At 45.2% G+C, this 24794-nt stretch carries 16 protein-coding genes and 1 pseudogene; 16 read left to right on the forward strand and 1 reads right to left on the reverse strand.

Annotated features, from left to right (window positions below; genetic code table 11):
- The first annotated feature begins 29 nt into the window (after positions 1-29).
- The 11 genes and pseudogenes from AC50YG_RS10645 to AC50YG_RS10695 all read left to right on the forward strand — a co-directional run bounded on the left by AC50YG_RS10645 (position 30) and on the right by AC50YG_RS10695 (position 14222).
- Positions 30-2777, forward strand: a complete 2748-nt coding sequence (locus tag AC50YG_RS10645; protein ID WP_494826704.1) for an alpha-L-rhamnosidase — start codon at positions 30-32, stop codon at positions 2775-2777.
- Positions 2778-2929: 152 nt separating this feature from the next.
- Entirely contained in the window at positions 2930-4615 is a 1686-nt protein-coding gene (locus AC50YG_RS10650; protein ID WP_494826706.1) for a sensor histidine kinase, read from the forward strand.
- A gap of 25 nt (positions 4616-4640) precedes the next feature.
- A complete protein-coding gene (locus AC50YG_RS10655) occupies positions 4641-6239 on the forward strand; it encodes a response regulator transcription factor (protein WP_494826708.1) in 1599 nt (532 codons plus the stop codon).
- A gap of 206 nt (positions 6240-6445) precedes the next feature.
- The gene (locus AC50YG_RS10660) at positions 6446-7978 is read left to right on the forward strand and encodes an ABC transporter substrate-binding protein (protein ID WP_494826710.1); all 1533 of its coding nucleotides are present in this window, start codon (positions 6446-6448) and stop codon (positions 7976-7978) included.
- Between the two features lie 72 nt (positions 7979-8050).
- The gene (locus tag AC50YG_RS10665) at positions 8051-8977 is read left to right on the forward strand and encodes an ABC transporter permease (protein ID WP_341282251.1); all 927 of its coding nucleotides are present in this window, start codon (positions 8051-8053) and stop codon (positions 8975-8977) included.
- Between the two features lie 12 nt (positions 8978-8989).
- A complete protein-coding gene (locus AC50YG_RS10670) occupies positions 8990-9883 on the forward strand; it encodes a carbohydrate ABC transporter permease (RefSeq protein WP_341282252.1) in 894 nt (297 codons plus the stop codon).
- 39 nt (positions 9884-9922) lie between these two features.
- Positions 9923-10729, forward strand: coding sequence for a Nif3-like dinuclear metal center hexameric protein (locus tag AC50YG_RS10675; RefSeq protein ID WP_494826713.1), 807 nt, complete (start codon positions 9923-9925; stop codon positions 10727-10729).
- Between the two features lie 34 nt (positions 10730-10763).
- Complete coding sequence (locus AC50YG_RS10680; protein ID WP_473759555.1) at positions 10764-11189, forward strand: DUF3237 domain-containing protein; 426 nt, start codon at positions 10764-10766, stop codon at positions 11187-11189.
- Between the two features lie 43 nt (positions 11190-11232).
- A pseudogene (locus AC50YG_RS10685) lies at positions 11233-11909 on the forward strand (carbohydrate kinase family protein).
- Between the two features lie 11 nt (positions 11910-11920).
- Positions 11921-13390, forward strand: coding sequence for a sucrose phosphorylase (gene gtfA / locus AC50YG_RS10690; protein ID WP_494826716.1), 1470 nt, complete (start codon positions 11921-11923; stop codon positions 13388-13390).
- 31 nt (positions 13391-13421) lie between these two features.
- Positions 13422-14222 carry an alpha/beta hydrolase gene (locus tag AC50YG_RS10695; protein WP_494826718.1) on the forward strand — a complete coding sequence of 267 codons (801 nt, stop codon included), beginning with the start codon at positions 13422-13424 and terminating at the stop codon, positions 14220-14222.
- 4 nt (positions 14223-14226) lie between these two features.
- Here the strand turns inward: AC50YG_RS10695 and AC50YG_RS10700 are convergent, their stop codons facing one another.
- On the reverse strand, positions 14227-15183 hold the full coding sequence (locus AC50YG_RS10700; protein ID WP_494827164.1) for an AraC family transcriptional regulator: 957 nt from the start codon (positions 15181-15183) through the stop codon (positions 14227-14229).
- A 197-nt stretch (positions 15184-15380) separates the two neighbouring features.
- Here AC50YG_RS10700 and AC50YG_RS10705 point away from each other — a divergent pair, with 197 nt between their 5' ends.
- The 5 genes from AC50YG_RS10705 (at position 15381) to AC50YG_RS10725 (ending at position 24766) form a co-directional block, all read left to right on the forward strand.
- Positions 15381-17534, forward strand: coding sequence for a glycoside hydrolase family 52 protein (locus AC50YG_RS10705; RefSeq protein ID WP_494826720.1), 2154 nt, complete (start codon positions 15381-15383; stop codon positions 17532-17534).
- Between the two features lie 35 nt (positions 17535-17569).
- Complete coding sequence (locus AC50YG_RS10710) at positions 17570-19651, forward strand: alpha-glucuronidase family glycosyl hydrolase (RefSeq protein WP_494826721.1); 2082 nt, start codon at positions 17570-17572, stop codon at positions 19649-19651.
- A 78-nt stretch (positions 19652-19729) separates the two neighbouring features.
- A complete protein-coding gene (locus AC50YG_RS10715; RefSeq protein WP_494826723.1) occupies positions 19730-20518 on the forward strand; it encodes a Nif3-like dinuclear metal center hexameric protein in 789 nt (262 codons plus the stop codon).
- A 313-nt stretch (positions 20519-20831) separates the two neighbouring features.
- The gene (locus tag AC50YG_RS10720) at positions 20832-23123 is read left to right on the forward strand and encodes a helix-turn-helix domain-containing protein (protein WP_494826725.1); all 2292 of its coding nucleotides are present in this window, start codon (positions 20832-20834) and stop codon (positions 23121-23123) included.
- A 104-nt stretch (positions 23124-23227) separates the two neighbouring features.
- Entirely contained in the window at positions 23228-24766 is a 1539-nt protein-coding gene (locus AC50YG_RS10725; protein WP_494827166.1) for an extracellular solute-binding protein, read from the forward strand.
- Positions 24767-24794: the final 28 nt, after the last annotated feature.

Genomic DNA, 24794 nt, shown 5'->3' on the forward strand with positions numbered 1-24794 from the left:
GAAATAAGAAATTATGGGGTGACGAGACTATGCTTTCTATTTCTCAGGTCCAATGTGATTATTTAACAAATCCGATTGGCTTGGATAAAAAAACGCCTGTCTTTGGTTGGAAAATTTATTCTGACAGGCAAAATACGTACCAACAAGCTTATCAAATTGTCGTTCATCATGGAGTTAAGGTGATCTGGGATAGTGGACGGATTGAAAGTGGGCGTACATTTGCCATACCGTACGAGGGGGAATCCTTGGTCTCTAGAACGGAGTACCGTTATCGAATACTGATTTGGGACGACGCTGATCATCAGGCGGAATCGGAAGAGCATACATTTGAAACGTCTTTTTTCAATGAAGAAGACTGGCTTGCCTTATTCGTGGAACCCGATCCATTAGAGACGCTGGAGCATAACCCTTATACCACAGCAGAAGAAATATGGTATCCATTCGTGGATAAGATGATGAAAGGTGAACAACCCGATTATGTCGATTTGGATGCGGTTATGGCAAGCCTTCCACTACAGCCGTACCATCCGGCTGTCATGATTCGAAAAGCATTTGGCGTTTCCAAAAAGGTTGAAAAAGCTAGAATATACATGACTGCACATGGGGTCTATGACATTCAAGTTAACGGCAGGGCTATCACTGACGCTCTTCTTGCGCCGGAATATACATCGTACGATAAGCTCCTGAAATACCAAACGTATGATGTTACTAACCATATGGTTCATGGGGAAAATGCCTTAGGCGTAACGATTGCAGACGGCTGGTACAAAAGTAAATTAGCGACCGGCCGAGGCAATGATTATGGGAATACGCTCGGCTTGTTATTGCAGCTGGAAATTACTTTCGAGGATGGCTCATTTGAAACGATCAAATCAGATGAAACGTTCAGATTTTCGTACGATGGGCCTTATCGCTACGCCGATTTATTTACTGGCGTTAAATACGATGCAAGAATGGAAAAGGACGGATATTCGGTTGCAGGCTTTGATGATTCTGCGTGGAGAAACGTTCAGGTAAAGGATTTTAATAAAAAGCGACTGTTTGCGCAATCCCATTCGCCGATCCGGGTATTTGCCGAAATTAATGCGGAAAGCATACTGACAACGCCTAATGGAGACACGGTTATCGACTTTGGTCAGAATATGGCCGGTTATATCAGGGCAAGGATAACCGGGTTCGAGGGAATGGCAGTTATCTTCGAACATGGGGAAACGTTGGACGAACATGGAAACTTCTTCTATCCTTTCTCGAACGACCATCGAAAACAAGCTGATACTTATATTTGTTCCAGCACGGGTACAGAAGTATTTGAACCGAAATTTACGTACCATGGATTTCGCTACGTCCGGGTCAAAGGATATGTCGGCGAGCTGAATAAAGACCAATTTCAGGCGATTGCCATTAGTTCAGATAATGATATTACCGGCAGCTTTCATTGCTCGAATGAAAAGCTAAATCAGCTTCAGTCCAATATCTATTGGAGTCAGCGCTCCAACATGGTCGGTATTCCTACCGATTGTCCAACACGAGAGAAAGCAGGCTGGACTGGAGACGTACTCATTTACGCAAAGACGGCTCTTTATAACCAAAATCTCATTGGATTTTTTGATTCATGGATAAGAAATCTTAAAGCGGATCAGTTGCCGGATGGTCAGGTGCTTAATATTGTTCCAAAACTTAGAAGCTACATGCATATGCACTTTTCAGGCTCTATCGGTTGGGGTGACGTAATTGTGACCCTGCCATGGGATTTGTACCAATGTTACGGCGATCACAGAATATTGTCGGATCATTACGAGGCTATGGAAAAGTGGATGAAGCACTTGGAAAGGACTGCATCGGAGCTTCCTCCTGAAGCCGCGGAAATGGAAGGAAGAAAGCTAGATAATCAGAAATACATCATCAATACCGGATTTCATTTAGGAGATTGGCTGGCACCAAGCATTGTCGATGAAGCAGGTTTTGCGGACGGTCCGATGTCTGCCTATTTGACAAAAGATTTAGTGAGTACATCCCTGTATGCAAATAGCGCTGAACTTTTCAGTCAAATTTGTCTTACACTTGGCTATGCTGACAAAGCTAACGAATACCAACGTTTAACCGAAAGAATTAGGCAAGCCTATGAAGAGGAATATATCGCGGAAGATGGAACCTTGAAACATTCGTTTCAAGGGAATTATGTGCTGGCTTTACAGATGAAAATGGTGTCAGATGCCAAGAAGCCGTTGTTGGCAAATAAGCTTGTCGAACGGATTCGATGGAATGGAAATCGTTTGGATACCGGCTTCATGTCTGTTCCGTACCTCTTGGACGTTTTGTATGACAACGGTCATAAAGATGTCGCATACGAGCTTCTGTATCAGAATCAATATCCATCGTGGCTCTATGAAATCGAAAATGGAGCGACGACGATGTGGGAATCATGGGATGCGATCCGACAGGATGGCAAGGTAGGAGAGGGTTCATTTAATCATTATGCCTTCGGCTGCGTTGGAGATTTTATTTATCGCCGCGTTCTTGGCATAGAGCAGACGGGTACAACGTTCGATCAACTTTTGATCAAACCCGATTTTTCATGTGGGCTTCATTTTGCAAGTGGTGCTTATGAGAGCATACATGGAACAATAAAAGTGGAATGGAAACAAGATGAAGAGCTACAAGAAGTTAAGCTGCACATTCCTGTTAATACGAAGGCAACGCTGCTATTAGAAGATGCGGAACCTATCTACCTAGGTAACGGGGAATATAAATTCACTAGTAGTCGGTATTTGGTATGATTAATGTCAACTCCAAAAGCAGTCCGTCCCTTTTCAAAGGGCGGGCTGCTTTTGCTTTACTCTTGGACGAATTGTTGTAGGATCTAATAGAAATAATGTATATAATCAATCGTAGGCAAAAAAGCAGAAGATCAACAGGGCGGTGAAGCAAGATGTTGAAGCAGCATAGTATGATTAGAAAAATTACTGTGCAAATGACGGTGATCCTGACGATTCTGTTAGCAACCCTTATATTGAGTAATTTTTATTCTTTGGAGGTCGTACGAAAAAATCAGATTGCAAGCTCCAAGAACACGTTGGCGATTTTTATTAACAGTATTCAAAATAGCTTGAATAATACATCTAGGGATTTGTTAGAGGTGTTCGATACCCAGATTAATAGCTTTAGTACGTTTGGAACAAAGGATGAGAGCCAGAAGTATTTTGAAGCGATCAGACTGCAGGAGATTTTGGCTTCGAAGGTGTCTAATACTAGTGGAAGTGACGGATTGTTTATTTCAGTTCCGAATGAGGACTTTCTATTAGCCTCCTTCAGTAACCGAATGTATTCGAAGGAAGGCCTGTTTTTGAATGACTTTCTAAAGGCGTATGACTTTGATGCCAAGAATGTAACGGGCGGGGCAGAGTGGATGCCTGTCGAAGTGAATGGCGTTGCTTATTTATTGAAATCAATCACTTATTCTAATGTGATTTTTGGAGCGGTCATAAAGACGGATACACTAATGTCTGCCATAAAGAAAAATGCAAATGAACAGAACTTATTTTACCTAACCGATAAGTCGGACCGCATGCTTTCGACAACGAACCCAGTCGATCTTTCTAAGGAGAAACAAAACCTTACCTTTACCTCCAAGCATTTTTTCGTTACCGAGCAGATTCCTGAATTCGGAAGATTAACGAACGTTGTCGCAAGTCGAAATGTTTTCTACGGCTTGGAATGGATTCAATGGCTTATTATTTTTTTAAGTATGTTAGCAGTTGTCATCACGTCGATTATTTTCAGATTTTTTGCAAAGGATTTGATTCAACCCATATTAGAGCTTGTAAAAGGCGCAAAAGAAGTGGAAAAAGGCAACTGGGACTATCCGTTTTCCAACAAAGCCTCCTCAATCGAGTTTGCACGGTTGTCCAATTCCTTCTCCTCGATGATACGCGAGATTAAGACGTTGAAAATCAACACCTACGAAGAGAAGCTTGAGCGGAATAAAACGGAATTAAAATATTTGCAGATGCAAATAAGGCCCCATTTTTTCTTGAATGCAATAACGACCATTTCAAGCCTCACCTACCATAACAAGAATGAGGAGATACGACTGATCATTAGCCATTTATCCGAGCATTTGCGTTACATGTTTAGAGGAGGCTTGGTTCAGGTTCAGATTCAAGAAGAAATGAAGCATGTTGAAAACTACATCCAGATGCAAGAAATGAGATATCCGAATCAAATATTTTACATGGCGGACATCGATCGGGAATTGCAAGCTTTTCCGCTGCCGCAGTATTTGATTCAAACCTTTGTGGAGAACACGTTTAAGCATGCTTTAGCGCATAAAGAAATGCTGTCTATTTTTATCAAAGTGGATAGCGTTCTCACAAATGGCCAGCCTTTCCTTCGGGTCGTAATAGAAGATAATGGAGAGGGTTTTCCCGAAGAAATGATGGAAGAAGTGAATTTTTCGGAGCTGCAGCAAAGCGGAACGGGGGAAAGAGTGGGAATCAGCAACATCCAAAGAACCTTAAAACTTTTATACAAACGGGACAGGCTGCTAACGCTATCCAATATACAGCCATCCGGCGCCAAGGTGGAAATCGTGCTTCCTATGGAAGACGCAGGGTAAACTTCATACAAAGGGGATGAAACAGATGCAATGTTTATTAATTGACGATGATATCCCGACAGTAAACGTCTTGAACGATTTTGTAGACTGGGATGCATTCGGCATTTCCAAAATCACAACCGCACACAATATATCCGATGCGAAATTGCTATTTGAACAGAGTATCCCTGACATTATCATATGTGATATTGAAATGCCAAAGGGTAGCGGGCTCGATATGATCAAATGGGTAAGAGAGCATAAATACGACTGCGGCTTTATTTTCTTTACCTGTCACGAAAGCTTTGATTTTGCCTCCACAGCCATTTCGTTTAATGCGGATGCGTATGTCATTAAGCCCTTCGATAAAGATAAACTGGAGACGTCTCTAATAAAGGCGATAGATGTGATCAAGCAAAGAAGGGAACTCAATGCATACAGCAAATACGGACAGGCATGGTTGAAAAATCGTGATCTCGTTGAGCAGGGCTTCTGGAGAGACATTATGTTTGCGACGATACCTCCCCGACTCGATGTGATTCAGTCCGAAATGGGGAAAAGGGATTTGGACCTCCATTTAGAGGAACGTTACCTACTTGTGATTACCAGCGTCAGCAAAAACGATATGGAGATCGAATGGAACGATAACACGTTCAAATACGCCTTGCATAACTTATGTTCGGATATATGGTTTGGGACGACCGATCACTCCCAAATCGTCACTTACAAAATGGAGGATGTTTTTTACAGCGCTTTAATTATACCTGAGCTGGAATCCATCGATGTGGTAAAGGAGAAATGCAATAAACTCATTAAACAATGCAGGGAGCTATTCCGCTGCACGGCTACTTCCTATCTTGCAGAAGGGAATGCCATTTTCCAAATCGCCGAAGCTAAAATAAGGCTAGAGGAAATGGATAAAAAGAACATCATTTATAAAGGTAAAGTTCATGATGGCAAGGAGCGTTTTATTCATTCCTACTCTGAACCTTATTCGCTCGATGTTGCTCTAATGAATACGTTGTTTATTCAAGGGGAAAGAGTGAAGATCGTTCATTTGTTGAAAAAGGAACTAGAGCTGCTTGCGTCCCTAAATAAACTGGATGTAAATACAATACGTGCCATACACCAAGATTTCGTACAGGTTGTCTATGCCCTACTGTATAAAAACAATATTCAGGCTCATAAATTATTTTCGGATGAGGTCGCTCAGCAATTGGCTCAAAGCTCGAATGGCAGTGTATTTGAATTCATGAAATGGGCAAATTATGTAACGAATACAACGATTGATTTTCTAAAGCTGATCCTAGCTTCTGAAGGTGTCGTTGAAAAGGCAAAAAGATTCATCCAAGAGCATTACGATCAGGATTTAAATCGGGAAGATATAGCGGCAGTCGTGTTTTTAACGCCGGACTATTTAGCTAAACGCTTTAAACTGGAAACGGGCTTGTCGGTCAAGGAGTATTTGAATGAGTACCGGGTAAAGGTTGCGCAAGAAATGCTTATCCATAGTAAGGAAAGTATTAGCCATATTGCAACCCAAACGGGATTTGACAGTCTGTCCTATTTCTCCACTGTATTTAAAAAAGTCACAGGCGACACTCCGAATGCGTTTCGGGCTAAATATAACGTACTGAAGGTTTAACATCTGAAAAAATAATCAACGGCAACTAGGTTACCCAGAAGAGGTGGCGAGGTTGCTGTTTTTTTATCGAGTAAAGAAGATAGATCGGGATTCAAATACGAAGCAGAGTGCTTATTTTTTAAAAAAGAGCACGGATTTATTAAAGTTTTGAAAGCGGATTGAAGTTAAGATAAAGGAGATTCATTATTCGAATGGAGGCAGAACAAATGAGCACAAAGAGGGGAATCACTGCACTGCTTTTGTCCGTAACCTTAATCGGTTCGTCGTTAACCGCGTGCGGCACAGAATCCGCGAACGAAACGACTAAAGAGGCTGCTGGAAAGATTGAAAAAGTGGTATTCGCACTCCCGTCGTTTAACCGAATTCCTGACGATCTGAGCCGCGTAACGGACGCTATTAATAAGATTACGAAGGAAAAGATTAATGTAGAGGTTGAATTGAAATTGTATGGACCAGCTGATTATAGCCAGAAAGTAAACCTGGCGCTGCAAAGCGGTGAGCAGTTGGACATCTTTACGGGCTTCGAGCAGTTCGCGAATTTTGCATCGAAAAAGCAGCTATATCCGATGAATGATCTTCTGCAGCAATATGGGAAAGAAATGAAAGGAATTCTAGATAAGGATTTCGGTGATGATCTCCTTGAAGCTACAACGATTGATGGTCAAATTTATGGGATTCCCGCAAATAAAGGGATGGCGCTTCCAACTAATTTGGTCTACAACTCCGATATGATGTCGGAAATTGGTGTGTCCGCTGACGATATCCAATCGGTAAAGGATCTGCCGGCGGTATTTGATGCCTTGAAAGAAAAGCTTCCAGATGTCGTTCCTTTCGGACCCATCAATGTCAGCCCTAGTGATACGGGCTTGGTGAGGCTGTTAAGGGGAACCCATAAAGTCGACTTTCTGACGGACAGTACGGGTGTCGGTGTCGTCATCGGAAATGACGGCAAGGTGCGGAATTTTTACGAAACGGATGAATTTAAAGCTGGCGCTTCAATGATGAGAGACTGGTACAACAAAGGGTACTTGCAGAAGGATGCGGCAACCGCTTCAAGTCCATTTTCTGAAATCATATCCTCAGGCCGCGGGTTCGCCTTTATGGGAGGGTATAGCGGCATGGCTCTTGCACAAGCGCTTAGCGCACAAACGGGAAAGAATCTGGAGACAAAACGCATTGCACCCTTCTATTTCGATACGATTGCAGTCAATGCTGTTGTTTGGATGGTCTCTAGCAGGAGTAAAGTTCCAGATGCTTCCATGAAGTTTTTAAACTTATTATATACGGATGCTGAACTTATTAACACGCTGCTGTATGGCATCGAAGGCGAGGATTATGTGAAGATTGATGAGCATCATGTCAAGTTCCCGGAAGGCAAAAATGCTTCTACGGTTGCTTACACCGCGTATTTGAGTTCCGGAATTGTTGGTTCGGAGTCTCTTCAGTATCAGCTTGAGGGTGCAGATTGGTCAGATATTGAGCTGAAGCTGAAAGAAAATAAAGAGACGGAAAGATCTCCGTATTTTGGATTTATTTTCGACCAAAACAGTGTGAAAACGCAAATGACCTCTATTAACAATGTCGTCAATCAATATCTTCCTGGGTTGGTTACCGGATCGCTTGACCCAGAAACGACGATACCAAAATTCACAGAAGCGCTGAACAATGCTGGAGCGGAAGCCATTATCAAGGCGAAGCAGGAGCAGCTTGACGCTTGGCTGGCGAACAAGAAGCAATAAAACAAGTAAGATGTCCAAGGTGGAGCTTATAGCCTGGTGCAAGCTCCACCTTAGACAAAAGGAGACATGTTGATGAATGCTACGGTTGCAAAACGCCGGGAATTAAAAAAGATGATGCCGCTGCTGCTGCTTGCGGCTCCAGGTCTGCTTTATTTGCTCATTAATAATTATATTCCGATGCTGGGAATCTTTATTGGGTTCAAAGAAGTAGATTTTACGAAAGGGATATTTGGCAGCGATTGGGTTGGGTTCGATAATTTTAAGTTTCTCTTTAATACAAGCGATGCCTTCATCATGACAAGAAATACGATTTTATATAACGTAGCTTTTATTGTTTTAGGCACGATCTGTTCGGTTTTTATAGCTTTGCTCATGTCTGAGCTGTTAACGAAGGTATACTCCAAGTTTTTCCAGTCCGGTCTAGTACTCCCGAATCTGATATCTATGGTGGTGCTGTCTTATCTCGTATTTGCTTTTCTTAATTCGGATAGCGGATTTATTAATCTTTCCATTTTGCGTCCGTTGGGACTTCCGGAAATCAGCTGGTATTCGGAGGCCAAATATTGGCCCTATATATTAGTTATCATTCAATTGTGGAAATCTGCGGGCTATGGCTCAATCGTTTATTTTGCATTTATCGCTGGCATCGATAAGAGCATTTATGAAGCTGCGAAAATCGATGGCGCAGGCAAACTGAAGCAAATTTTCAATATAACGCTGCCTTTGCTGAAACCGACGATCATTATACTAGGACTCCTTTCGGTTGGGAGAATCTTTAATTCTGATTTTGGCTTGTTCTATCAAGTGCCGATGAATGCAGGCGCCTTGTACAGCACCACACAGACGATCGATACGTATGTGTACCGTGCTCTCATTCAATTAAATGATATTGGAATGTCCGCAGCAGCCGGCCTCTATCAGTCGTTAGTTGGTTTCATTCTTGTGTTGATTGTGAATGCGATTGTCAGAAAAGTAAATGCTGACAATGCTTTATTTTAGGGGGTAACTACGTTGATACAAACAAGAGGGGAACGGACCTTTGCCCATTTCTCAGCCATCGTTATGTCTTTGATCACCTTAGCGGCTTTTTTACCCTTTATTTTAATTTTCGTGGCTTCTTTTACGGAAGAGTCGGCCTTGATCAGCAACGGATACAGCTACTTTCCTGAAAAATGGAGCCTGGATGCCTATGTGTACATGTACACAACCGCTTCAACTTTTGTGAGAGCCTACGGTGTATCCTTCTTCGTCACCATCGTCGGGACCGCGGTCAGCACGATTCTGACCGCCATGCTTGCCTATCCGATGGCAAGAAGAGACTTTAAGCTTCATAATGTTTTGGCCTTTATTGTCTTTTTCACAATGCTGTTTAGCGGGGGAGTAGTCCCTAGTTATATGATGTGGACGAAATTTTTTCATATTAAGGATTCAATGTGGGCGTTAATCGTGCCTAGCTATCTGATAAGCGGTTTTAACGTTCTGCTCGTTCGCAACTATTATAAAAATAATGTGCCTGTGGATTTAATCGAATCGGCACAAATCGACGGCGCTTCCGAGCTGAAAACCTTTTACAGAATTATGCTTCCATTATCCATTCCGGTTTTGGTGACAATCGGTTTGTTTACAGCCTTGACGTACTGGAATGATTGGATCAATGCCTTGTATTATATAACGAAGCCTCAATACTATGGCGTTCAAAATCTTTTGATTCAGTTAATGAACAATATTCAATTTTTAAAGTCTGACCAGGCGAGCAGTATGATTGGTGCCGGCGCCGTAGAGCTTCCAAGCACGGCAGTTCGGATGGCAATGGCTGTTATTGGTATTTTGCCGATTTTAGTTGTCCTTCCCTTCCTTCAGAAGTATTTGACTAAAGGCGTCGTAATTGGAGCAGTAAAAGGATAGATAAAGGAAAGTCAAAGGACAAATAAAGGAGAGAAGACTATGAAGGTACAAGAAGTGATTGACAGAGTTATATTCGATACTTGCGGCGACCATAAATTGGAAAAATCAGGGGATGTACTAATGAGCGGTGAACCTGACATGGAAGTGACAGGTATTGTCACGAGCTTTATGGCTACCGTCGAGGTGATCAGAAAGGCGATTGCGCAAGGCGCAAACATGATCATTACCCACGAGCCCACCTTCTATACGGGAAAGGATGAAATCGATTGGCTGGAACATGACCCCGTTTATTTGGCAAAGAAGCAGCTCATCGAAGATAGCAAGATCGCGATTTGGAGATTTCATGATCATATGCATATGGGACATACAGACCGAATCTATGATGGCCTATTGAAGGATATCGGTTGGGAGGAGCAAATGATCGAAAAGAACCAGCCGCATACGTACGAGATCGCTCAAACTACGCTGGGAGAACTGGCTGATTTTTTCAAGCAAAAGCTAAATATGTCGGTCATCCAAATCGTGGGCGATCCCGCAATGCCGTGTTCAAGAATTGGCATACTCGTCGGCGGTGGCAGCTTGGGACTTGGCAGAGAACAAATGCCGATAGAGCTTATGCGGGATAAAAATCTTGATGTGATGGTGTGTGGAGAAATTGTGGAATGGACGCTATGTGCCTATGTTAATGATGCCAAGATGCTTGGTCTTAATAAAGCCATGCTGGTAATAGGACATGAACGAAGCGAGGAGTCCGGCATGAAGCATATGGCGCAGTGGCTGCAGCCTTTGGTCGAAGGTATTCCAGTCTCCTTTATCGATGCTGAAGAGCCCTTTATCTACTTATAAGAGGTAAGGACCCTTAGAGAAGGAGTGCAAAAATATGCAACCATCATTAGAACTCGCATTGGAGCTTGTTGTCCATTGTGATCCGAACTTAGAAATCGGACAGACGCATGCGGGTATACGCCGGGTTGTACCGATTACCGGAGGTTATTTCACAGGGCCAAGCATCAAGGGGAAAGTGGTGCCAGGCGGGGCGGATTGGAACTTATCAAGAGCTGACGGTACTGGCGAGGTTTGGGCCCGTTACACGCTGCAGGCTGAGGACGGAACGCTGATTTCAGTATTAAATCAAGGAAAAAGTTATGTTAAGGAATCAGGCTCTGAGAAGGAAGTGTATATTTACACGACACCAACCTTCGAAGTAGCAGGGGAAAAATATCGTTGGTTGAACGATTGTGTATTTGTGGGAACGTTATCTCCCCATGAGGAAGGCGTACATCTGCATTTTTATCGCCTAATTTGAACGATGCCGGTTTGACTTTCTAGCATAGACAGGAGGAAATCGTTTGTTTCATTTTCAAGATAAACTGGTGTTTCCATCTAAGAAGAATGATGTTCTAACCGTTGGAGAGCTGTTAATCGACATGATGTCCGAGACTTATGACGATAACGAGAATAATATGAACTACCACAAGCTGTTCGGCGGATCACCTTCTAATATCGCGATGAATGTTAAGCGCTTAGGGTTCCATTCCATCGTCGCTTCGGCGGTAGGGGAAGACGATCTGGGGTCGGTTTTGATCCCAACTACCACCCTATGATCTGGCAAAAGGGCGAGGATGGGGTTCAATATGTGAAGTCGATCATCCATAAAGTCGATATTATCAAGCCGTCCGAGGATGATGCGGAAAGACTGTTTGGAAAGGATTCGCATGAGAATCAAATCGCAAAGTTTTTGGAGCTGGGAGCTAAACTTGTCATTATGACCTTAGGCAAGGATGGCGCTATCGTCTCCAATGGAAGAGAAACGATGCGATTTGACAGCTTTGCTAAAGAGATTGTTGATACGACGGGGGCGGGTGACGCCTTCTGGTCGGGATTTTATGCGGCAGCCGTTAAAGGCTACACAATAAAAGAGGCATTATCGTTCGGGTTTGCCGTTAGTGCCTATAAATTAAAATATACCGGTGCCATCGTCGATTTACCTGAGCTAGACATATTGAAACAACAATACGCAATATAGGAGAACTTGATATGGCCGTGAAAAATCAAGTACAGTTAATTACATATCCTGATTCAATGGGAGGTGATCTGAAAGCGCTTCATCAAATGCTGACGAAACATTTCTCCGACGTTTTTAAAGGAGGTGTTCATATTTTACCTCCTTTTCCGTCATCGGGCGACAGAGGGTTTGCGCCATTAACCTATCTGGAGATCGATCCTGCCTTCGGGAGCTGGGATGATATCAGAGCCATCGGAGAAGAATTTGATGTATTGGTAGATTTAATGGTCAATCACATCTCAAGACAATCTGAATACTTCCAAGACTTTCTGGAAAAGGGCAGAAACTCGCAATACGCCGATTTGTTTATCACTTTAGATAAGATATGGGAAGACGGGGAGCCGGTACAAGCAGATATTGATAAAATGTTTTTGCGGAGACCGCTGCCGTACTCTACCTTTACCATTCATGAATCCGGCCAAGAAGAGCGAGTATGGACGACCTTTGGAAAAGCGGACCCATCTGAGCAAATTGATTTAGACATTCATTCGTTGAAGGTAAAAGCTTTGCTAACCGAGTTTTTTACTAACTTCAAGAAACAAAACATAAAGATTGTAAGGCTTGATGCAGTCGGATATATGATCAAAAAGCTGGGGACAAGCTGCTTCTTCGTGGAACCGGAAATCTATGCGTTTCTAGATTGGATCATGGAGCTTGCTGAATCGCTTGACATCGAATTGCTGCCCGAGGTCCATTCCCATTACACGATTCAATACAAACTGACGGAGCGTGGGTACTGGATATATGATTTTATATTGCCCTACATCGTACTTGACACCTTGATAAATAAAACTAGCAGCCCACTACGCCACTATCTCATATCAAGGCCAGCCAAGCAGTTCACCATGCTGGATTGCCATGACGGCATTCCCGTCAAGCCGGATTTAGACGATCTGATTGATACCCAAATGGCGAGGGCAGTTGTGGATGAATGCTTAGCTAGAGGCTCGAACCTGAGCTTGATCTTGTCGGATGAGCACAAAGCCGCAGACGGTTTCGACGTCCATCAAATCAGATGCTCGTATTATTCGGTCCTCAATTGCGATGATGATGCCTATTTAGCAGCAAGAGCGATTCAATTTTTTGTGCCAGGTATCCCTCAAGTTTATTATGTTGGACTGCTGGCGGGTGAAAACGATATTAAAAGCGTGTTCCGAACCGGAGAAGGCCGTGAAATTAATCGCCATAATTATACCGTTCAAGAAATGGAAGCCTCTCTGGAACAAGAGGTGGTTCAGCGGCTGCTAAAGCTCATCAGATTCAGAAATGAGTACGACGCTTTTAACGGAGAATTTAACGTGTTGGATTCGGCAAACGATGAAGTTTGCTTGGAATGGAAGAAGGATAATAAGCAATGCACGCTGTTTATTAATCTGAGGACGAGTAAGTCAGTGATTCATTATATGGATGATGGCGGGTTTACCGTTGAATACGACGTGTAATGATGATAAAAATAGATTGGGGATATGAACAATGGCAATGATGCAGGTTCATTTTTATTCAAAATCGCTGAGAAGAGAAGTCACTTTTAATGCGCTGATTCCATTAGACAAGTTTGAAATACCGGGTCAAGCGGTAGCGGAGAAAAAACCGATGAAGGCACTCTATTTATTGAATGGTTATTCGGGAAGCTGTATGGACTGGATTAGCTACACAAGAATTAGGGAGCTATCCAATAACCATCAAATCGCGGTGTTCATGCCATCTGGAGAAAATCATTTTTATGTGGATGACCTGGGCAAAGGTGAATTGTTCGGAGAATATGTCGGCAATGAGCTGGTCGCCTTTACACGAGAAATGTTCCCTTTGTCGACAAGAAGAGAAGATACCTTTATTGGCGGTTTATCCATGGGCGGCTACGGTGCGATCCGCAATGGCTTGAAGTATGCCGGGAATTTCAGCAAAATTATGGCGTTCTCCTCTGCCATTTTACCCTATCAAATTGCGGGAGCTGCTGAGGATTATCGGGATGGAGTAGCTGATTACAACTATTTTACACGGGTATTCGGCGACTTAAATCAACTGCTAGGGAGCGATAAAGATCCGGAAGCGCTGATTTTAAACCTAAAACGAAGCAACGAGGAGATTCCTCGTATTTATATGGCTTGCGGTACCGAGGATTTTCTACTCGACGTCAATCAGAAGTTCCATAACTTTCTGGTTTCTGAAAATGTTGAAATCTCGTATACGGAAAGCCCTGGTGCCCATACATGGGACTTTTGGAATGTTTACCTCGAAAAAGCTATTCTTTGGGCGCTGGATGATGAAAAATAACGGTCTAGGATTCGATCTCATCCATGGCTGCCGCTGTCCTATTATTTTCGTCATTCGAACGTCGATACTCACTCGGCGAAGCACCATGCCAGCGCTTGAACTGCCGGCTAAAATGCGAAATATCGCGGTAGCCGAGAATCGCGGAAATTTGGCTGATTGACATTTGTGGATCATTAAGCAGCACCTTCGCCTCATGCAGCATCTCCTTGGAGAGAAACACGCGCGGCGATATTTCAAAAACCTTCCTAAACACGCGGTTGCAGTGGGAGACACTGATGCCAAGCTCGGCCGCAATGTCGTCAATGCCGTAATGCTGGTTAACTGCAGTAGCATCCTGCTTGAATTGCTGGTAGATAAGTCCCTGCAGCTTGTCGCGAATTTGATGAGCCAGCTGGACTTTTTCATAGGAGACGGAAGAGTGGAGGTCAGCTTCCGCAGAAAGGGCTTCCCAGAGCTGGCCGAACAGCTCAAAAACAGCGGATTGAAGCCGCATCCGTTCCGTAAGCTTGACTGCGGAATGTTCAGCGAGCTGGCTCGACATTTCGATAACTTTGTTGAGAGCGGGCCTTAATTGCTGGACGACATTGCTGTCGGTATCAAAAAGGACAGAATCGAGCCGACTTAATAAGGATAAAAACATGCGATCATCGATGTCAAAATGCAGGCAAAAATAAGTGAACGGTTTGCCGTTCCCGCTTTTGCTGGCGTGAGAGGCGCCTGGCTGAAGGAACATGAGGGCCCCAGCCTGCTGGATATAAGGACGGTCATTGACGATAAACAATTGCTCGCCCTCAAGCACGTAATTGATTTCATATTGGGGATGGGTATGCACCGGGTAATCCCATTGTCCGCTTACTTTGCGCAAATGCATGCCAAACAGGTTTATCGTTGTTTTGACATCGGGAACAATAGCTTCGCTAATGCATTGCCCCAGTATAGGCGGTATAAAAGTGGCTGCCATCATGCAACGCCTCCGTTCCATTCCTCGCAAATTTCCATGCTATGCTTAACTACGAGTATAGCGCATTTAGCCCGATTTGGGTAAATAATTGATCGATTTGACAATGGCTTCGGCTCAACCCGACGTGCTAGGATGAAAATAAATCATGCAAACGCTTTATTTTTATTTTAGATAACGGTTAGGAAGGGGTAATAACATTGGCTAATCAAAATAAATTTTATAATGTTCAGCACTCTCCCATCGGAGCTTTTTCGAGCTTCACCTTGGGCTTCAAGGGAAAGAAGGGCGGACTTGCCTCAGAGCTAGGGAAGCCAGCCGATCAGAACATATATATAGGGATGCAGGCAAGAGATGGAAGCGTTTATGAGGCCTTGCCGTTTTTTGAAGCGGCCGCCGACGAAAGCTCCAGATATGATGTGGAAAAAGTAGAGCCAAGCGATAAGGATCAGCAGGCGACAGCTAAGCTGAGAGCATTTAATGACGATCAAATTTCGCGAACGCTCGGCGCAGGTACAGATACATGGCAGGCGGGTGATGTAATGCTGCGTATTTATTCTCCTGTCCGCTCGGTACCAGATCCGGCAACAGCCAGCCCAGAGGAGCTGAAGCAAGCGATCGTTCCGGCTGTGTTCGCTGAATTGACGCTGGACAACAGCAAAGGATCCACCTCCAGAAGAGGCTTTATTGGGTATGAAGGCAGTGATCCCTACAGTGCGATGCGCAGACTGGGCGATACGAGCGGAGGGCAATTTGAAGGCATCGGGCAAGGCCGCTTGACCGCTATCGCTTGCGATGCGGACGATGTTCAGAGTGCGCTGGGATTTACGATGGAGAAAATTTTGGATGAGCGCTATGAGCATAACTATGCATTTGGCTTGGGCGGAACCGGAGCCATTCTAATGGAGGTGCCGCCGGGCGAGACGCGCACGTACAAGTTTGCGATTTGCTTCTATCGCGATGGCATTGTCACAACAGGCATTGAAGCCTCCTATGCATACACCCGTTATTTTAAAAATATCAACAGCGTGGCTGCGTACGCCTTGGAGCATTTTCAGGAGCTGACTCTCTCTTGTCAGCATGCAGATCAATGGATTAATGATTCCAAGCTTTCGGTCGATCAAAAGTTTATGCTCTCGCACGCTATTCACAGCTATTACGGAAGCACCCAAATGCTGGACCATGACGGCAAAGCGCTATGGATCGTGAATGAAGGCGAATATCGGATGATGAATACGCTGGATTTAACGGTGGATCAGCTGTTTTTTGAATTGATCATGAATCCTTGGACGGTAAGAAACGAATTGGAGCTGTTCGTAGAAAGGTACAGCTACGAGGATCAGGTGACGTTTCCTGGTGAACAGGAGCCATTTCCCGGAGGTATAACGTTCACCCATGATGTCGGCGTGGCGAATGTTTTTTCGCGTCCGCAATATTCGGCGTATGAGCTGGCGGGGCTGGACGACTGCTTTTCTTATATGTCCCATGAAGAGCTGGTCAATTGGCTTTGTACGGCGCTTGTATATATAGAGCAAACGAAGGATGCGGAGTTTACGGCAAACATGCTGCCGGTCATCCGCTCCTGCTTTGAGAGCATGCTGAACCGGGATCATCCGGTAAGGGAGCAGCGTAACGGACTCATGGCGCTGGACAGCACGCGTACGCAGGGCGGGGCCGAAATTTCCACCTATGACAGTCTGGATACCTCTTTGGGCCAGTCCCGCAACAATATTTATATGGCGGGAAAATGCTGGGCCGCTTACGTGGCGCTCGAGCGCCTGTTCCAAGCAGAAGGCTTGCTAGAATTGTCGACAGAGGCTGGCGGTCAAGCAGATAAATGTGCGGCGTCCATTACAGCTGCTTTGACAGAAGAAGGCTATATACCGGCTATTATCGGTGAAAATAATCACTCGCGCATCATTCCTGCGATTGAAGGGCTGGTCTTTCCACTGTTTACGGGCTGCAAGGAGGCCCTTGATCCAAATGGCAGATTTGCAGACTATTTGAGCAGTCTTCACCTTCATTTGAAAACGGTGCTTGTGCCTGGCGTATGCCTATTTGACGACGGAGCGTGGAAATTATCTTCCACAAGCAATAATTCATGGCTTAGCAAAATTTATTTATGTCAATTTATTGCAAGGGAAATTATGGATATGCCGTGGGAGGAGAGCGGTCAGCTTGCCGATTCGGCTCATGTCGATTGGCTGCTGCATCCTGAATTGTCCTATTGGTGCTGGAGCGACCAGGTGTTGTCCGGTCAAATTGTAGGCAGCAAATATTACCCCCGCGGCGTGACCGCCATTTTGTGGCTATATGAAAAGTCGGCTGACTATTCGCTTGTCAAAAGCAGCTAACGCAAATTCAAACAATAAGGCGAGGTGCTAAAAAGATGAATGAGACTGAGAGGAAACATAAGTCAGCGGAAAGCGGCTATCATGCTTGGCTAAGCTATAACAAGGCTTTGCCAGGTGCGCAATTGGAGCAGTATCGGCAGTGGGGCGGCGCAATCGTTTCCTTGGAAGAACAGGAAACGATTCAGGCTGCGGCGGCTGAACTAAAGCTCGGCCTAGAAGCTATGCTGGGCCATTCCGTGTCAGCCGTTGCCGAGCAGGGGCAGCGTTATATCTCGCTCGGAACGTTTGATTCCTTAAATGTGCGCTATCCAAGCTTGTTTCGCGAAAAAGATATTCAGGCCGCAAAAGCGGAAGGGTTCATTATTCGCACGAGTTTTGCTCATTCCTGTCTAGCAATCGGTGCTGCATCTCCAGCAGGTGTGCTTTATGGCGTATTTCATTTGCTGAGACTTATAGGCACAGGCGCGGCAATCGATGAGCTTGATCTCGTCAGCGCTCCGGTAAACGGACTGCGGATGATTAATCATTGGGATAATTTCGACGGCAGCATTGAGCGTGGTTATGCCGGAAGCTCTTTTTTATATCAAAATAATCGTTTTACGGAGGATCAGGAGCGGCTGCGCGATTACGCCAGAATGATGGCTTCGGTTGGCATTAATGCGATTGCGATTAACAATGTCAATGTTCATCAGGAGGAGACGCTGTTTATTACGCCGACCTACCTGCCGCAAGTGGCGAAGCTCGCTGATATTTTTCGAGTTTACGGCATTCGCTTGTACCTCAGCATCAATTTCGCGAGCCCGATTCAGATCGGCGGGCTTGCGACGGCTGATCCGCTGGATCAGAATGTGCAAGCCTGGTGGAGCAATAAAACTTCGGAAATTTACGCAGCCATACCGGATTTTGGCGGTTTTCTGGTCAAAGCCGATTCTGAAAATCGCCCGGGTCCCTTTACGTATGACCGCGACCATGCAGAGGGAGCCAATATGCTGGCGCAGGCGCTGGAGCCGCATGGCGGCATCGTCATTTGGCGCTGCTTTGTTTACAACTGCAAGCAGGATTGGCGTGACCGCACGACCGACCGTGCGCGGGCGGCGTATGACCATTTTAAACCACTGGATGGAAAATTTAACGATAATGTCGTGCTGCAAATTAAGAACGGTCCGCTTGATTTTCAGGTCAGAGAGCCTGTATCGCCGCTCTTTGGCGCGCTTGCACATACGAATCAGCTCATTGAATTTCAAATTACACAGGAGTATACAGGGCAGCAGCGGCATCTGTGTTATCTTGTTCCTCAATGGAAGGAAATTTTGGAGTTTAATACGTATGCAGGTGGTAAGCAGGCTCCGGTCAAGCGTGTAGTGGACGGCTCCTTGTGGGGCAACCCGATAAACGGGATGGCAGCCGTCACTAATGTAGGAGCAGACTCAAACTGGAGTGGGCATTTGCTGGCTCAAGCTAATTTATATGGCTACGGAAGGCTGGCATGGAACCCGGATTTAACGGCAGAACAAATTGCGAGTGAGTGGATACAGCTGACCCTAACTTTGGATACAGCCGTTCATGATGTCGCTCGCGGACTGCTGATGGATTCGTGGAGCATTTATGAGTCGTATACCGCACCGCTTGGCATTGGCTGGATGGTCAATCCGAACCATCATTACGGTCCTAACGTCGATGGTTATGAATATTCGCCGTGGGGAACGTATCATTTTGCAGACAACAAAGGATTAGGCGTTGACCGCACGGTGCAGACCGGAACCGGATACAGTGCGCAATATATGGGGGCGAATGCGGAAGTCTATAATTCGCTGGAGCATTGTCCGGATGAGCTGCTGCTATTTTTTCATCATGTTCCGTATACACATGTCCTTCATTCCGGAAAGACGGTCATTCAGCATATATATGATACTCATTTTGAAGGGGTGGAGCGGGCGGCGCAATTGCGGGCAGCTTGGAGCACCCTAGAGGGGCAGTTAGAGGAAGGGCTGTACTTGCAGGTAGAGGAGCGTTTGCGGGAGCAGGCTCGGCATGCTGAGGAATGGCGGGATCAAATCAATACGTACTTCTGGCGCAAAAGCGGCATAGAAGATGAGCATCACCGCAAAATATATTAACCTAAATGCTCGGTTGCGAATGAAATTGATTTGTACGGCATTTTCCGTTATGCTAATTCTGCATGAAAGGTGGCCGCGATGAACATTACCATTGGACATGTGATGAAAGATTTGAAAGCAGGCCTAGAGGTTCCTGCTTCTACCGTTGATAGATTGCTCTTTGGTCAAGAGCATACCGTAGTCACAGGGATTGTTACAGCCTTTACAGCCTCGCAATTTATTATTGAGCGGGCATCCGCTTTGGGCGCCAATTTAATCGTATCGCACGAGGGGATTTTTTATAGCCACCATAAGGCCGGAGATTGGATTCGCAACGATGCTGTTGTTGAGGCCAAAGCGGCTGCTATTGAACAAGCAGATGTCGGCATTTTTCGCTTTCATGATTATATGCATCGCTACCAGCCGGACCCTATCATGATTGGATTGTTGCGTAAGCTCGGTTGGGTCGCTTCCGAAATGCAAACAGTAGGGGCCATTGTGGACATACCAGCCATGCAGCTGGGAGATGTAGCTGAATATTTGAAGAGCAGGCTGCACATTCCCTATGTGCGGGTCGCAGGGGAATCCACAATGCTGTGCAAACGTATAGGGGTTTTGGTAGGGTACAGTGGGGGCGGAAGCTTGGCGATTCCCTTGCTCCAGCAAGAAAATGTGGATTTGATTATAGCTGGCGAAGGGCCTGAGTGGGAAACGCCAGAATATATAAGGGATGCGCTGCACCAAGGGCACAGCAAAGCTTTAATTATGCTCGGGCATGCCGAGAGCGAAGCGCCGGGGATGGAATATTTAGCTGAATGGCTAACGGAGAAGTATCCGAAGCTTCCGGTTTATTTTTTGGCAGATGACCCTGTATTCCGAGTGTTCTAACAAAGTGAATAGTTCACGACTTTCAAATACTGCTTTGCTACTAGGGGAACTTTATGAAGTTCCTATTAGGGCAGAGCAGGTTTTTTAAAATATAGGAAAGGATATGCTTCTCCATCCTTTCTCTATATTTCTGGGACTGAAACGCGCCGCGCCGTTAAAGGACGGCGACAGCCGTTTCACCTTGAAATATAGGAAAGGATATGCTACTCCATCCTTTCTCTATATTTCTGGGACTGAAACGCGCCACGCCATTAAAGGACGGCGACAGCCGTTTACGCTTGCGGTAAGAGGGCTCAACTTGCGGAGGCAAAGTATGAAACAGCAGAAGTTTGTTTTTAGCAAAAGCATTGCGTTTAGGTGGATTATTTCCTATGCCATCATCATGCTCATCCCATTGATAATTAGCGCTGTCGTGTACACCCAAACGAAAAAGGTAGTAGAGTATGAAATTCAGCGAGCTAGCGGTGCGATGCTCAAACAGGTTAAATATATGGTGGACAGTGAAATTAGCCAAGCGGAAAAGCTGGCTATGCTGCTGTCTATTCATAATGACGTGAATTCCTTTCTGAACATGAATCCGGACTCGGAGCAGAAGGAGTCCTTTCAAATTTTTAAAATACAACAGGAGCTGAGCAAATATAAATCCGCTAACCATTTTATAAAAGGGATCTATTTGTATTCCGGGAAGCTGGGTACGATGCTTACAGATGAAACCTACGCGGATTCGGCCTTATTTTATGAGATGAACCGCCAGCAGCTTAACATCAGCGAGCAGGAATGGCAGCAAATTTTGGACACGCCGATTATGCAATCGGGGAAGCTGAGGCCTTTTATCCAATTTAAACGGGTAGGAAATATGGTATTGTTAATTAAGCCATTAGCGAGTATAAAGGAAAAGAACACAACGCGAGGCGTTCTATTCATCGCTTTAAATAGCAGTACCGTGCAAAAAATGCTGGCGAATGTCGATTGGGTAAACAATGGGGACGTCTACATCGTCGATCAAGCGAACCAAATTATGTTTCAAAATAATAAAATAGAAAGTCCGTCGATTTTTTCTATGGTGGAGACAGACGATGAAGCAGCGGATTCTTCCCTTTTGACTATTGCCGGCACGGAAAATATGGTTTCCTATATTGCCTCGGATACGTCTGAATGGAAATATGTAAGCGTTTTCCCTTCAGATACCTTTTGGGAAAAAGCGAGGGAAATTCGCAATTTGAATTTGCTTGGCTTGCTGGTCTGTTTTTTAATTGGCGGGGTCGTCATTTATGATGTTGCCCGCCGAAATTATAATCCTGTTCGCGAGCTGGTCAATGTTTTTTCCTACTCCAAGCAGGAGCGCAGCATGTGGCGGGCAGACGAGTTTTCGTTTATTAGGGAAAATGCGCTGGCGACGATTCGCGAACGGGATGATATGAGCAGCCGTGAATACAAGCAGCTTCGGGTGCTGCAGGCCTACTATTTAACAAGGCTGCTCAAAGGGCAGGCAGAGGAGGGCTTGTCTGCCCAAGAGGCGGCGGGACGTTATCATTTGAATTGGAGTTCGGAGCATTTTGCCGTGCTGCTCTTCGATATTGGGCCAGACGATGCAAGTGTGACGTCGATGAATTTATCCCATTTTATCGTATCCAATATTATGCTCGATGTTGCCCAGGAATTTCATAGCCTAAGCTTTACCGATATGGACGGCATGCTTGCTGCGGTTATTAACATTCACCCTGAGCGAATTTCCGTCTGGAAAGAGGATATGGAGCAGGCTTTGGTGAAAACGCTGGAATTTACCGATAAGCGCTACCGCTTGCAAATTTTTATGGCGGGGAGCGAGCAGGAGTTAGGTGTAGCCGGCATACACCATGCCTATCTGCAAGCGCTGGAAGCCCAAGAGTACCGATTATTTTCGGAAGAAAATGTGTCGATCTGGTATGGAGATATTGAGCCGCTGGAAGCAGAATATTATTTGTCAATCAATGATGAGCTTGCATTTATCAACATTATTAAGACGGGGGATCTGGAAAAAGCGACCGAGAAGGTAGACGGGATTTTGAACCAGGTGTTCAGCAGCCAATCCTCCATTGAAATGGTCAAATGTGCGATGATCGATTTGGCGAGCTCCATGATGAAATCCGTCCCGCTTGAAGCCCAGCATGCACAAATATGGGAAGAATCGCGCCCGATGAAACGCCTGCTCGCCTGTACAACGAGAGGGGAGTTCCGGCAGGAGCTGCTGCAAATTTTGCAAATGGTGTGCGATAAAATCAATGAAAAGCTAGCTTTGCTATCCAATACGGGAATTGGAGAACAGGTGGCGGAGTACGTAGAAAAAAACTTTGATGATAGCAATCTCAGCGTATCGATGATTGGGGCCGAGTTCGGCATTACCCCGCAATACGTATCACGATTGTTTAAAGAGCAGATGGAGGTCGGCTTGCATGACTTCATCAGCCAAACGCGTACTTCAAAGGCGAAATTGCTGCTTCAGCAAGGAGCCAGCATAGAAGAGACTTCAGCCAAATCGGGCTTTTCCAGCAGCAGCGCCTTCATTCGTGTATTCAAGAAATATGAGGGAATTACACCGGGCAAATATAAAAATCTACAAGTTTAGCGGAGCTGAAACATACATACATGCAAACGGAGGTCTTTATATTGGCAAAATGGTTCAGCAAAAAAACGGTAGGCAAGCCTGTCCTTTTTCTACTGAGTTTCATCATGCTGGCAACTGGCTGCAGCCATTCGAATTCAAACGGCAATAATGAGAGTGCTGTTAATCATAATGTCAATAATCAAATAGGAGGCGTGTTTTCTTATCCTATGCAGGGGAATGTCGAGCTTTCTTTTATGGATGAGCAGCTTGGCAGTTCGCCAGAAGTAAAGCCGATTGATGAAGAATACGAGAAGCGGACCGGTGTTAAAATCAAGCATTTGGGCGGAACGCCGATGACGGATCAAAAGTTCAGCCTGCTGCTGACCTCGGGAGAGCTTCCTGATATTTTTCTAAATACGTGGCTGCAATATCCCGGCGGACCTGACCGGGCGGTGGAACAGGGGTATATTTTAAAGCTGAACGATTTAATGGATCAATATGCGCCAAATCTGAAGAAAGTGCTTCAGGAAAATCCGGACATCGATAAAATGATTAAGACGGATGATGGCACGTATTATGCTTTCCCCTTCATTCGTTCAGATACTGGCCGTGTATATGGCGGACCTATTATCCGCAAAGATTGGCTAGACGAGCTGAACTTGGATATCCCAGAAACAATCGATGAATGGCATACCGTATTGACAGCGTTTAAAGATAAGAAAAACGCCAGCTCACCTGTTACGTTCCGGACGATGTTTCTGGGCGAGCGCACGGGCGGTTTTGCCGGCGCGTTTGGCGTAATGGGCAATTTCTATGTCAATGATGGAAAAGTGACGTACGGCTATGTCGAGCCGCAATATAAAGAATATTTAAGAACGATGAGCCAGTGGTACAAGGAAGGGCTTATTGACAAGGATTTTGCTTCCATCGATGCGGCAACTGTTGATAAAAAGATGTCCTCTGGCAGCAGCGGAGCAACGATTGGCTGGCAGTTTTACATTGAAAAATACAATGCTGCGGCTCAGGAGACAGATCCGAAGGCGAACTTCGTTGCCGTCCCTTATCCAGCAGCGGCAAAAGGGGAGCTACCAGAGTTCGGTCAGCTGGACAATGCTTATGCAGGTACGAGCTCGGCAGCGATTGCCGCTACTGCGGCAAATGTAGAAGCAGCCATCCGTTGGCTGGATTACGCCTATTCCACTGAAGGAAGCATGCTGAACATCTATGGTCTGGAAGGGGTCACGTATAAGCTGGACAACGGCAAGCCTGTCTATACGGATTTGGTCGTCAACAACCCGAATGGACTCGCCAGCGACCAGGTGATGCTGCAATATTCGCATGGCACCAACTTCCCCATGATTCAGCAGGATAGTAATCTGCCAACGAAGTATAAGCAGACGACGGAAGCACTGGGCATCTGGAAAAATACGAATCATGAGAGCCATCTGCTGCCGCCGGTGACGCCTACGGCTGAGGAAGCGGATGAAATGAGCAGCATTATGAGCGATATTAACGCTTTGGTTAAAGAAGCGGAGCTGAAAATTATTTTAGGCAATGAGTCTGCCGACAGCTACGATAAATACGTTCAGCAAATGAAGGAGCTGGGCATTGAAAGAGCGCTGGAAATTCAGCAAGCCGCCTATGAGCGTTATTTGAAACGTTAAGGTTATAAAATAAACGATTAGGAGCCCC

Source organism: Paenibacillus sp. J31R34 (genome assembly GCF_059383715.1).